The sequence below is a fragment of the Peribacillus sp. NJ4 genome (genome assembly GCF_030348345.1).
Taxonomy (GTDB): domain Bacteria; phylum Bacillota; class Bacilli; order Bacillales; family DSM-1321; genus Peribacillus.
Genome location: NZ_JAUCFQ010000002.1, coordinates 63,745 through 75,625, shown reverse-complemented (window position 1 = coordinate 75,625; position 11,881 = coordinate 63,745). Strand labels below are relative to the sequence as shown.

11 protein-coding genes and 2 pseudogenes are annotated in these 11,881 nt (G+C 38.2%); 10 read left to right on the top strand and 3 right to left on the bottom strand.

Going from position 1 to position 11,881, the window contains the following annotated elements; translation table 11 throughout:
• Positions 1–16 precede the first annotated feature (16 nt).
• Positions 17–574, bottom strand: a complete 558-nt coding sequence (gene hxlB / locus QUF94_RS25445; RefSeq protein ID WP_289318552.1) for a 6-phospho-3-hexuloisomerase — start codon at positions 572–574, stop codon at positions 17–19.
• A gap of 1 nt (position 575) precedes the next feature.
• Positions 576–1,229 carry a 3-hexulose-6-phosphate synthase gene (gene hxlA / locus QUF94_RS25440; protein ID WP_289318551.1) on the bottom strand — a complete coding sequence of 218 codons (654 nt, stop codon included), beginning with the start codon at positions 1,227–1,229 and terminating at the stop codon, positions 576–578.
• 222 nt (positions 1,230–1,451) lie between these two features.
• On the opposite strand from hxlA, the pseudogene QUF94_RS25435 reads away from it, so the two are divergent.
• The 9 genes and pseudogenes from QUF94_RS25435 to QUF94_RS25395 all read left to right on the top strand — a co-directional run.
• Positions 1,452–1,714: pseudogene (locus QUF94_RS25435) on the top strand (winged helix-turn-helix transcriptional regulator); the annotation flags it as partial.
• A gap of 313 nt (positions 1,715–2,027) precedes the next feature.
• Positions 2,028–2,879, top strand: coding sequence for a YitT family protein (locus QUF94_RS25430; RefSeq protein ID WP_289318550.1), 852 nt, complete (start codon positions 2,028–2,030; stop codon positions 2,877–2,879).
• Positions 2,880–3,787: 908 nt separating this feature from the next.
• On the top strand, positions 3,788–5,308 hold the full coding sequence (gene zwf / locus QUF94_RS25425) for a glucose-6-phosphate dehydrogenase (protein ID WP_289318549.1): 1,521 nt from the start codon (positions 3,788–3,790) through the stop codon (positions 5,306–5,308).
• A gap of 29 nt (positions 5,309–5,337) precedes the next feature.
• Positions 5,338–6,234 (top strand): phosphogluconate dehydrogenase (NAD(+)-dependent, decarboxylating), encoded by an 897-nt coding sequence (gene gnd / locus QUF94_RS25420; RefSeq protein WP_289318548.1) that lies wholly within the window; start codon positions 5,338–5,340, stop codon positions 6,232–6,234.
• Between the two features lie 78 nt (positions 6,235–6,312).
• Positions 6,313–6,816 carry a hypothetical protein gene (locus tag QUF94_RS25415; RefSeq protein ID WP_289318547.1) on the top strand — a complete coding sequence of 168 codons (504 nt, stop codon included), beginning with the start codon at positions 6,313–6,315 and terminating at the stop codon, positions 6,814–6,816.
• Between the two features lie 108 nt (positions 6,817–6,924).
• The gene (locus QUF94_RS25410) at positions 6,925–8,091 is read left to right on the top strand and encodes an iron-containing alcohol dehydrogenase (protein ID WP_289318546.1); all 1,167 of its coding nucleotides are present in this window, start codon (positions 6,925–6,927) and stop codon (positions 8,089–8,091) included.
• 73 nt (positions 8,092–8,164) lie between these two features.
• Positions 8,165–8,677 carry a type 1 glutamine amidotransferase domain-containing protein gene (locus QUF94_RS25405; RefSeq protein ID WP_251540064.1) on the top strand — a complete coding sequence of 171 codons (513 nt, stop codon included), beginning with the start codon at positions 8,165–8,167 and terminating at the stop codon, positions 8,675–8,677.
• Between the two features lie 99 nt (positions 8,678–8,776).
• Positions 8,777–9,493: an SDR family oxidoreductase gene (locus QUF94_RS25400; RefSeq protein WP_289318545.1), complete on the top strand. Its 717-nt coding sequence runs from the start codon at positions 8,777–8,779 to the stop codon at positions 9,491–9,493.
• Positions 9,494–9,749: 256 nt separating this feature from the next.
• Positions 9,750–10,640 carry an aldo/keto reductase gene (locus tag QUF94_RS25395; protein ID WP_289318544.1) on the top strand — a complete coding sequence of 297 codons (891 nt, stop codon included), beginning with the start codon at positions 9,750–9,752 and terminating at the stop codon, positions 10,638–10,640.
• A 117-nt stretch (positions 10,641–10,757) separates the two neighbouring features.
• Here the strand turns inward: QUF94_RS25395 and QUF94_RS25390 are convergent.
• Positions 10,758–10,918 (bottom strand): annotated as a pseudogene (locus QUF94_RS25390) (DUF4158 domain-containing protein); the annotation flags it as partial.
• Between the two features lie 440 nt (positions 10,919–11,358).
• Here QUF94_RS25390 and QUF94_RS25385 point away from each other — a divergent pair.
• On the top strand, positions 11,359–11,793 hold the full coding sequence (locus QUF94_RS25385; RefSeq protein WP_289318543.1) for an OsmC family protein: 435 nt from the start codon (positions 11,359–11,361) through the stop codon (positions 11,791–11,793).
• Positions 11,794–11,881 lie beyond the last annotated feature (88 nt).

Here is an 11,881-nt window from a genome sequence, read left to right as displayed (position 1 = left end):
TTCTTAGGACTATGTTTTATTCAAGATTGGCATGTCTGCCATACATCTTATTGGTATCTAATCCCTTTTTCTCCATGAATCTCAAGATGACGGCATCATAAAAAAGTAAAAGGGTCTGCTCAAATAGTGAGCCCATTGGTTGGATGGTTTTATAATCGCCCTCTGATTGGTCTTTCGGGGATCCAGGCAATTTAATGGTGATATCTGCAAACTGTCCAATAGTGGAATCAGGGAATATCGTGACAGTTGCAATTTTACCACCAATGCTTTTTGCTTTTTCAGCCATGGAGACTAAGCTTTTCGTTTCCCCGGATCCGGATCCGATGATTAAGATATCCTCTTTTTCAAAGTTGGGAGTTACAGTTTCACCGATTACATAAGAATCAATTCCCATATGCATCATCCGCATGGCGAAGGATTTGGCCATGAATCCTGATCTGCCTGCACCGGCGACAAAAACCTTTTTCGATTCAAGTATCCCGTTGACGAGTTTTTCAGCTTCTTCATCTGCGATTAAGTCAGCTGAATGATTAAGCTCTTTTAAGATTTCTGCTAAATATTGAGTCGTCTGCATTTTAGGATTGACCTGCTGTAACCGTTTGTTCTTTGATCATTTGTTGCATTTTGGCAGCAGCAGCTTTTTTATCAGCTTGTCCAGTAATCCCGCCGCCTACAATGACAAGGTCTGGATTTACTTTAATGACTTCTGGAAGTGTTTCTAATTTAATGCCGCCTGCGATGGCCGTTTTAGCATTTTTAACCACACTTTTGATGGTTTGTAGATCTTCAAAAGAATTTTTTCCGACTGCTTGAAGATCGTAGCCCGTGTGAACACAAATATAATCCACGCCCATAGTATCCACTTCTTTAGCACGTCCAGCAAGGTCTTTTACCGCAATCATATCGACAAGGACTTTTTTACCCTGTTTTTTCGCTTCTTCTACAGCACCTTTAATCGACATATCTTCAGCCGTTCCAAGAATAGTGATGATATCAGCACCTGCTTCGGAAGCTTTCATCACTTCATATCCAGCAGCATCCATAATTTTCAGGTCTGCTAATACTTTTAAGTTAGGGAATGCTTCTTTTACTGCCTTTACAGCATGGAGACCTTCGTTGATCACAACCGGTGTTCCGATTTCTACGATATCAATATGCTCCTCTACTTCTTTTATCAATTCGATTGCTTCTGGAATGTTGACTAAATCTAATGCTAATTGTAATTCCATCTATGTTTCACTCCTCATAATTTTTTAAGTTTGTTGCACAGTAGTAATTATGCCCATTACTCACTTTCATTTCTCCTGGCAACCGTAACCAATGCTCTTGTTAACAATGGTACAGTGTAAGTATAATGTGTATATTAAAAGTGTGAAAGTACGCACTTTTAATATACATAGTGTTAAAAAGTATACTATTAGTTATTCTATATAGAAGTGGAGGTGAAACAAATGTCACGTATTCAGGAAAAAATGTTTAACTGTGAAAAAGAATTAACGCTTTATGTTATTGGTAGTAAATGGAAAATATTGATTTTGTGGCATTTAAGAAAAGAGGGAACGAAGCGATTTGGTGAGCTGAAGGCTCTTATGCCGGGCATTACTCAACGATGCTTGTTAACCAATTACGCGAGCTAGAAGAAACCTCATTGTTGAACGAAAAGTCTATCCTGTTGTTCCGCAAAAAAGTGGAATATTCATTGACCGAACAAGGAAAAAGCTTAATGCCAATACTCGATTCCATGTATGAATGGGGTAAAAATTATATGGAGAATGTGATGGATACTCCTGCCAATAAAAGTGCGTCTATTAAATAGCAATCGTTCTAAAAAGAGGGGATTTAAAAAAAACCACAAGTAGACTTTTAATAAGTCAAGACTTGTGGTCTTTTTATTTGCAATGATCCAGTGCATAAAGGAAATAAAGGAATACAATCTGGAAAAAGGTAAATAATAATCCTGTAAAGGATTTTAGCTGAACTGTTTTATAGTAAGGAAACATGAATAATACATATTTTCAGGTGAGATGATGAAAAAATTTGTTGAGTATGTTTTTTTAACTTTGGGGGCGTCAATCGTTGCTATGGGATTAGAAACGATGTTAGCACCAAACGGGCTAGTAGATGGTGGTGTAACAGCGTTATCGATTATGGCCAATGCTTTATGGGGAATCCCAATTTATGCTGTATTTTTGGGCTTAAATATTCCTATCTTAATTTTTACAGCTAAAGAAGTGGGTAAAACCTTTGTAATTAGAACTCTATATGCAAATATCATTACTACCGTTGGTTTAGTACTATTTAAATCGATTCCTCCTATTACTAAATCTGAAGTTCTAATTGTTTTATACGGTGGGGTAATCTTAGGAGTTGGGATAGGAATCGTTGTAAAATTTGGCGGTGCAATAGATGGCACTGAAATGCTGGCGATTTGGTTTAACCAACACTATCGATTTCCGATTGCCTCATTTTTATTAGTCGTAAATGCTTTCATATTTACGATTGCGGCGGTTGTCTATACATTGGAACAGGCCATGCTTTCTCTAGCAGTTTTTTATATAGTGACGAAAATGATTAATTATGTTTTAGATGGATTAAATCATGGAAAATCTGTCATGATCATTTCAGAAAAACCTGATGAAGTTGGAGATAGTATTATCAATCATTTAAATATCAGCATCACATTTTTATATGGAGAAGGCGGTTTTTTAGGGGAAAGAAAGAAGGTTATTTATTGTATTACGAACAGGTTTCTTTTTTCCAAATTAAAAAGTGTCGTTTTAGCAGCAGATCCATCAGCTATTATGGAGGCGTCCTATGTTTGTGAAACATCTGGTATAGATAGGTCGCTTATACAACCGAAAGCAAATCCTTCTAAATAATAAAGCTTAATATTTGCTTATATTAATTAGCCTCATGTCGATACTTGTGTATATCGCCCGTTATAAACCAATCCTCAAAGCTTTGATAAATGAATGTGCAAACGACAAGGGCAAAGAGTCAGCAGTAAGCAAAACATTACAACGAGTCGTGAACCCAAGGATATTCCTTTATTTATCATGAGTCGATAAAACTATTATTTAAATAATGACTCCAAGGTAATTTTGAAAGATCTTCGTAAATAACGAAGATTTTTTTATTTTAAATCCTCTAATTGAAAATCTCACAACACCATATGGTATATAAAAGTATACTAAGTATATTTTTAAACATTATATAATAAAAAAGTGCGTACTTTTAATTATTTGTTGTAGATATTATACTAATATCAATGCAGCAACCAATCTTTTTTAAGCGGCAATTGTTAAGATGAAAAGGGACATATACCATTAGGCCTTTTAACAGGGGAATGAAGAATTCTCCTTTGTATTTTGAAAATAAAATCGGATTTAGGATAAATCTAATCTTTCTAAACTGTAACAACTTCCAATACAGTTGTTAGGTGGAAGTTATACGCATTATTAATGAATGCAGAAAGGAATGAAACGATAAGTGGAAGGAAAAAAGCAAAACATCGAAAAGTTTGCGAAAGATGTTTAACGATCACTACAAATGATTAATGTCCTCAATGTGGCTATGACCATTTCCGGAAAGTCATTTTCATGGTGCAAGTTGGGTGAAATAATCAAGTGTATAAAGCGGATGCAGGGTAGCGAAAGTCTTCAAACATTTAGATCGTAAAAAATTTGATGTGCCTTATATGGTTACCATAACCAACAATTAATCAAGTATTAGAGTAGGTACCTACCTTTTCTATTGCAAAATGTTTTGAAAAATGGAGGAATGAAAAGTGGATTCTATGACCTTTGTTTTGTTTGGAGCAACGGGTGATTTGGCCAAAAGAAAAATTTATCCGGCTCTTTTTAATTTGTTTTTAGATAAAAAGATGCCCCAGTCATTTTCAATTATTGGGTTAGGCAGGAGAGAACTATCGGATGGTACATTTCAAACAAATGTAGAACATTCATTAAGAACATTTTCTAGACGCTTTATCGAAGATAAAGCTAAATTAAAAGAATTTATCGACGCGTTTCGTTACAGCCAATTAGATGTAACGGATGTGGAAGGGTATCAAGAACTGCTTAATTTGGTTCAGAGGCGTGAACGGGAGTTAAACATTCCTGAAAATCGATTATTCTATCTGTCTGTTGCACCCGAGTTTTTCGATGTAATCGCCTCTAATATTAAAGAAAGCGGATTGGGAACGACCAATGGATGGAAACGCCTGATTATTGAAAAGCCGTTTGGGCATGATATGGTTTCCGCCCAAGATTTAAATCAAAGGCTACGCAAATCTTTTAGCGAAGAGGAAATTTACCGGATAGACCATTATCTTGGCAAAACAATGGTTCAAAACCTCGAAGCATTGGCATTTACCAATCCTGTACTTCAATCCTTATGGAATAATCAGCACATAGCCAATATACAAATAACGGCTAGTGAAACGGTTGGAGTAGAAGATAGAGCGGGCTACTATGATCAAGCCGGAGCCATCCGGGATATGTTCCAGAATCATATGCTGCAAATGTTGATGATGACGGCCATGCATTTACCAAAAACGACAAGTGCGGCAGATATCCGGAATGAAAAGAGAAAGGTGATGGAATCATTGCGGCCTTTGCAGAAAGAGGATGTCGGTTCTCAAGTTGTCCGTGGCCAATATAGTGCCGGAGAAATGAATCATGAGCCAGTGGTTGGATACAGGGAGGAACCTGGGATTGATTCTTCCTCTGTCAATGATACTTTTGTTTCCGCCCGTTTATGGATTGATAATGATTTTTGGGGTGGAGTTCCTTTCTATATCCGTACAGGAAAGAGAATGAAGGAAAAGTCGACACGTATCGTCATAGAGTTTAAAAATCCAGTGAAGGAATTGTATGGATCCAATCAACAAACGGAACCAAATCTATTAATTGTCAATATCAATCCCAATGAAGGGATATCGTTGCAATTAAATAGTAAGAATCCGCTAAAAAACGGGAAAATTGAGCCTATTTCAATTGACTTCTCAACAGGAGCAAAAGACATACCCGAAGCTTATGAACTCTTAATCTTTGATGCATTACGCGGTGACTCGACATTCTTTGCCCACTGGAATGAAGTGGAATTATCGTGGAATTGGGTGCAGCCAGTTTTAGAAGCGTTTGAGGAAAACACAGTCCCCTTACATTTGTATCGTTCAGGTTCGATGGGGCCGGGTGCTTCGGATGAACTTTTAAAAGAGGATGGGTTTTATTGGTGGGAATACCAAGGGTCTAAGTATAAGATGATTTCAAAAGATCAATCAGTAAAAGCATTAAAAATACCATAACAACACGAATAGTACAGGAGGACAAGAGGATGCAAGTTGGATTAATCGGCTTAGGGAAAATGGGGTTAAACTTAGGGAAAAATCTAATTGACCACAACTACGAAGTAGCCGCCTTCGATTTAAATGTTAATGCTGTAGAAGAAATCAGTAAGTACGGTGCTATAGAAACATCGAGTTTTACGGAACTTATTAAAATCCTGGACGGACCCAGAATTATCTGGATCATGGTTCCGCACGCTGTTGTCGATTCAGTTATAAATGAGATCACTCCATACTTGAGTAAAGGCGATATCATAATCGAAGCTGGTAATTCTCATTATAAGGACTCCATTCGCCGCTACGGCCAGCTAAAGCAAGTTGGTGTAAGCTTTATGGATGTTGGTACATCCGGGGGAATGGAAGGAGCGCGTAACGGAGCTTGTTACATGGTCGGCGGGGATGCAGAAGTTTGGAGTATGGTTGAACCCATATTTCGAGACACAGCGGTAGAAAAAGGATATTTATATGCTGGTCCAGCAGGCAGCGGCCATTTCTTAAAAATGGTCCACAACGGAATCGAGTATGGGATGATGGCTGCGATTGGCGAAGGATTTGAAGTACTGGAGAAAAGTGAGTTTGATTTTGACTATGAAAAAGTGGCAAGAGTATGGAATAACGGTTCAGTCATTCGTTCATGGCTCATCGACTTAACAGAACGTGCATTTTCTAAAGATGCAAACTTAGAACAAATCAAAGGAACCATGCATTCTTCAGGAGAAGGAAAGTGGACAGTGGAGACGGCCTTGGATCTGCAGGCAGCTACTCCAGTGATCGCCATGTCTCTTTTGATGCGCTACCGTTCTTTAGATCATGACACCTTTACAGGGAAAGTGGTTGCTGCCCTTCGGAACGAGTTTGGTGGCCATGCAGTTGAAAAAAGCAATTAGGTTAATATGGGATGGATTTTAGTAAACAAGATGATTATATATTAAAACAATCCGCAAGGTGAAAAAGGGAGTGAAATCATGAACGTAATGGATGCAAAAATCATTAGTACCAAATATGGTTTGGAGACGTATTTAGACGTTGTCAAAAGTGTTGATGTAAGAGAACTACATTATCCTACAGAGACAGAACCCTTTTTTGAAATCACAGTAGGGATAGAGTATTTTCTATTAAAAGAAGAAAGATATTATGACAGTAGAAAGAATTATTTTCGCATCCGTATGGATTCCGATTTTGGTTCCGTAACGCTCGTAGAAACAAAAACGGAAAGTTTATTTGCAGTGAAAAATGCAGGCGAGAAAGACGCAACAAAGAACCTTGTTGGAGAATGGCTTATAAAGACCCAGGCTTTCAAACAAGTTATAAATGAACTGATTGTTCAAAAGAAAATGGAAGACGTACAAACAGAGGGGGATATTCAAGCAGTATTAGGGACCATAAGGTTCTTGGAGAAATTACTCGAAATCGAAGCAGAAGATATAGTAAGCACCATTGTTGAGGGAGAACCTGAGTTTGTTCATTAGTAACACTTAAGATGATGGGAAACACTTATGACGTACTCAATTTTTAAAAAATGGATAAGGGAATCTTAAAGTTGCTAATTTCACCACAGAAAAGGAGAATTTACACATATGAATCGATTTACTATTCCGAGAGATGTTTATTTTGGAGAAGGATCCCTAGAAGTTTTAAAAACCCTTGAAGGGAAAAAAGCGACGGTTGTTATTGGCGGTCAATCGATTAAAAAATCCGGTTATCTCGATAAAATCCAAACTTATTTACGAGAGGCAGGCATTGAGACGCAACTAATCGATGGTGTTGAAAACGATCCATCTATTACAACCGCTCAAAACGGCGGCAAGAAGATGGAAGAATTCCAGCCGGATTGGATCATTGCTGCCGGCGGCGGATCTCCGCTTGATGCGGCTAAGCTGATGTGGATTTTTTATGAAAACCCCGAACTGCCATTTGACCAAATCAAGGCTCCAAATGTACTGCCAACATTGCGTGAAAAAGCTCGCTTTATTGCCATTTCAACTACTAGCGGAACAGGCAGTGATGTATCTCCATTCTCCGTTATTACGGACTATGATAAGGGAGTGAAGTATCCGGTTTTTGGATATGAAATTACGCCTGACATTGCAATCGTTGATCCTGAACTGACGTATTCCATGCCTGCTTCGATTGTAGCCTATACGGGGATGGATGCATTGACACATGGCATTGAGGCATATGTATCCACCCTGCACAACTCTTTTACTGATCCGCTGGCCATGCAGTCGATAAGGCAAGTGGTAGAAAATATTGAAAAATCCGCAGTAGGTGACAAACAGGCAAGGGCAGAAATGCATTATGCCCAGGCCATAGCCGGCATGGCCTTTTCCAATGGATTTTTAGGAATTGTCCACAGCTTAGCCCATAAGAGCGGAGCCATTTTTGAAATTCCGCACGGTACAGCAAATGCACTCTACTTGCCATATGTGATTGATTATAATAGAAAGGTGGAAAGCTCAAGATATGCGGATATTGCAAGGATGCTTGGTTTAACCGGAAATACGGATGACGAATTGATTGACTCGTTAACAGACCTCATCCGTCGTTTAAACAAATCTTTGGATCTGCCATTAACACTAAAGGAATTTGGTGTGGGAGAAGCAGAATTTGAAAAACACCTGAACCAGATGGCAGCAGGAGCGGTTGAGGATCCTTGTACTCCATCCAATCCACGAGAAGTATCGGTGGAGGATATGAAAAAAATCTATATTGCGGCTTACAACGGAGATAAAATCAACTTCTAATGAAGATAATCAGAACATGGCACAGAAATGAATATTTTTACTTCTGTTTGTCATCGAAAGGAGGTGAATGAGCATGAGTAAAAAAATTGCTACACTTATAACAAACCTATTTGAAGATGTGGAGTACACTGAACCAGCACAAGCCTTTAAAGAAGCTGGTCATGAAGTTATCACGATTGACAAACAATCAGGTAACGAAGTAACTGGTAAAAAAGGCACAACCGTAAAAATTGATAAATCCATTGATGAAGTTCATCCTGCAGACTTTGATGCGTTGCTTATCCCTGGTGGATTCTCTCCCGATTTATTGCGTGAAGACGATCGTTTTGGTGAATTTGCAAAAGCATTTATCCAAGATGGAAAACCTGTTTTTGCCATTTGTCATGGACCACAAGTGTTAATCGATACAGACCTTTTAAAAGGTGTCGACATCACTGGCTATAAATCCATTCGTAACGATTTGAAAAATGCTGGTGCAAATTTTAAAGACGAAGAAGTTGTCATCAGCAAAAATATTGTAACAAGTCGAGAACCAAAAGATATTCCAGCATTCAATCGTGAATCACTAAAACTTTTAGCTAAATAACAATGGTGATGTAAAAACTTAAATATATCTAACTTGCGGATTCTTTAATCAGAATCCGTAAGTTGGTTAAACAAACGTATGAATAAAGGAGGAATTGCGTTGTCATTAAAAGGAAAAAGAGTGGTTGTTTTAGGAGGTACATCTGGTATTGGTTTAGCCGCTGCTAAGGCGTTTATCGATGAATCCGCTCAAGTCATTATTGCTAGCCGTTCTGCTTCAAAATTATCTGACGCAAAAGTGAAGCTTGGTGGTAACGTAGAGGGCTATGAAATCGACTTTCGCAGCGAGGAAAAGGTTGCTGGCTTTTTCAAGAAGGTTGGAAAATTTGATCACCTAGTGGTTACTGCAGGTGAAGGCGCAATGGGTCACTTTAGCGAACTGCCTGTTGCAACAGTAAGAGAGGCTTTTGATAGTAAGTTCTGGGGGCAGTATATTTCGGTTCTTGCTGCTCTTCCATACTTGAATAATGAAAGTTCTATTACATTAACTTCTGGTGTATATGGTGTGCGTCCTCCTCAAGGTGCAACGACTCTAGCTTCCATTAATTCAGCAATCGATGGATTAGTACGAGGACTTTCAGTAGACCTGGCACCTATCAGAGTAAACGTGGTATCACCTGGTATCGTTGACACTCCTCTTTACGGCGGAATGCCAGAAGATGAAAGACAAATTATGTACCATGGGATTGCTAAGCAATTACCTGTTGGACGTGTTGCTAAACCTAAAGATATAGCTGAAACCTATGTTTACTTAGCGAAAAATGGGTTTACAACTGGCACATCGGTTCTTATCGATGGAGGAGCTCATTTGATCTAATCCATTGATATCAAAGTCGATTGATAAATTGATTTAGAATAGAAGTGGTGAGGTTGACTCAAAGTGTCAGACACTTACAGACCATCCTCACTTTCTTTGTTTTTTTGCACAGACGGAAGCAGAAATGGCCATATCATGCAATAAAGAATGGCTTTGTTGGTTACGGAAATTCTAAATATATGCGTAGTTTATACGAAGAGACGTTAACATTCTACTTCTATGATACCCAAATACATAAAAGAAAGGGTCGAGCCTAATGGATGAAAAGAAAAGAGCGGAAATTAAAAATGCATTAGCCAAACACGTGGTAACCCTACCTGACGGCACTTCTTTACCTAGTTTAGGACAAGGAACATGGTACATGGGGGAAAATCCCCAAGTGAGAGACAAAGAAATAAAAGCCTTGCAGCTCGGCGTAGAATTGGGCATGACACTTATTGACACTGCTGAAATGTACGGAAATGGCGATTCTGAACGCTTAGTTGGCGAAGCCATTAAAGGACGCAGAAATGAAGTCTTTTTAGTCTCAAAAGTGTATCCCCATCATGCAGGTTTAGATATGATTTCAAAAGCATGTGAAAACAGCTTAAAACGACTCGGAACAGACCACTTGGACTTATATCTTCTCCACTGGAGAGGACGTGTTCCTTTAGAGGAAACAATTGAAGGAATGGAAAAGCTACGTGAAGAAGGGAAAATTTTAAGATGGGGCGTCTCTAATTTTGACACGGTTAATATGGAAGAGCTATGGAATACCACAAATGGAAAAAATTGTGTAACGAACCAAGTGCTATACCATTTAGGTTCAAGAGGAATCGACTTCGATCTCTTACCATGGCAGCGTGAACATAACATGCCAATCATGGCCTACAGTCCCCTTGCTCAAGGAGGCTCTTTAATAAGACAGCTTTTAAACGATCCAGCTATTCATGATATTGCTGACAAATACAATGTCCAACCATTACAAATCGCTCTTGCTTGGACCATCCGTTCGAATAACGTCATCTCTATTCCAAAAGCGGTTCAAGATGAACATGTTTTAGCAAATGCTGAAGCAGCAACAATTGAGTTTACTGAAGAAGATCTCAGTAGAATTGATCAAGTATTTCCTAAACCTACTAGGAAAATGCCATTGGATATTATTTGAAAATTCACTTTAAAGAGGGAATATTGTTGGAGTTGCTGACAATCTAATAGGAATTTCAAAAAAACTGTGTAGAATTTATTCCATACAGTTTTTTTATCGGGGAAATTTAATACCCTTTTGGACGGCAAAGCCTAATCGGTTGTAGTCCCGCGATGATAATGAATGATTTCCAAATCATGTTGCGAGAAGGTGTAGTAAGTAGCAAGTTCTCTTTCACCATTGGGAGGTACCATCCATTCTAATCGTTGGTCTGTTGTAAGAAGTTCTTTTCCTCGCAAGGTATTTGCCCCTTTCTTTGATTTTCATACTCTTTACACGTCGATAAAAGGTATTTGGCTTTAAATCAAGACGCTTCATTAATTCTGTCGAAGTAATAAATCCAGATTTCCACTCATCATAAACCTGCATGAAATCAGCATTGATCTCGTACTTACGTCTCCCGAATTCACTCCCTTATTCTTTGCTACTTCAATTCCTTCAGCCTGCCGTTGTCTATTTTTAATTTAGGATTAAAAATTCGGAAAATATTTAAATTTTGGTCAATATCGACGATGTGATTTGTAAATAACTACTTTTTGTACCGATTGGTAGGTACAAATTAAAACGTAAAAAATGTTCTTCTTGTCTTTTAACGAAGTGTTTGCGATACCCATCGAGTAAAAGCATACGTGAATAGGCAAGATATATATGCAATTAATATATTGAAGGAGTGTTAATTATGGCTGATATGAAGATAAATGTGAATGCAATTTGGGATGGTGGGGTAACAGGGGATGGAACCCTTAAAGCGGAGTATCTTGATACAAAAATCGCTATTCCAACATCATTAGGAGGTAGTGGTAACGGAGCAAATCCAAAAGAGGTTCTCGTTGCTTCTGTAACAACTTGTTATGCAGCAACACTAACATTTGTGCTTGAAAGCAGAAAACTTCCTGTGGCGGAACTTACAGTGAACTCTGAGGCAAGTATATCTGATAATGAGTTTAAAATTATCCATTATCCTCACATCGTTTTAACTGCTGGCGCGACAGAAGAACAAATTCAATCTGCACAAAGAGCGACAGAAGCAGCAGATAAAGGGTGCGATGTCGGAAATATATTGAAAAAAGCAGATGTTAAAATTGAAGTTCAAGGTAAAGTTTCTGTGAAATGATATGATTCACCCAAAGATGTAGAAATAATCACTTTTTTGTTCAAATTTATCGATCTTCCACAATCGAGGCATTATCTACAGTATGGAA

What these genes read in the sequence shown, in the direction of transcription:
- QUF94_RS25430 (WP_289318550.1), top strand. Translation starts at nt 2,028, where the DNA reads ATGAAAAAATTTGTTGAGTATGTTTTTTTAACTTTGGGGGCGTCAATC.
- hxlA (WP_289318551.1), bottom strand. Translation starts at nt 1,229, where the DNA reads ATGGAATTACAATTAGCATTAGATTTAGTCAACATTCCAGAAGCAATC.
- QUF94_RS25415 (WP_289318547.1), top strand. Translation starts at nt 6,313, where the DNA reads ATGAACGTAATGGATGCAAAAATCATTAGTACCAAATATGGTTTGGAG.
- hxlB (WP_289318552.1), bottom strand. Translation starts at nt 574, where the DNA reads ATGCAGACGACTCAATATTTAGCAGAAATCTTAAAAGAGCTTAATCAT.
- QUF94_RS25410 (WP_289318546.1), top strand. Translation starts at nt 6,925, where the DNA reads ATGAATCGATTTACTATTCCGAGAGATGTTTATTTTGGAGAAGGATCC.
- QUF94_RS25385 (WP_289318543.1), top strand. Translation starts at nt 11,359, where the DNA reads ATGGCTGATATGAAGATAAATGTGAATGCAATTTGGGATGGTGGGGTA.
- QUF94_RS25405 (WP_251540064.1), top strand. Translation starts at nt 8,165, where the DNA reads ATGAGTAAAAAAATTGCTACACTTATAACAAACCTATTTGAAGATGTG.
- gnd (WP_289318548.1), top strand. Translation starts at nt 5,338, where the DNA reads ATGCAAGTTGGATTAATCGGCTTAGGGAAAATGGGGTTAAACTTAGGG.
- QUF94_RS25395 (WP_289318544.1), top strand. Translation starts at nt 9,750, where the DNA reads ATGGATGAAAAGAAAAGAGCGGAAATTAAAAATGCATTAGCCAAACAC.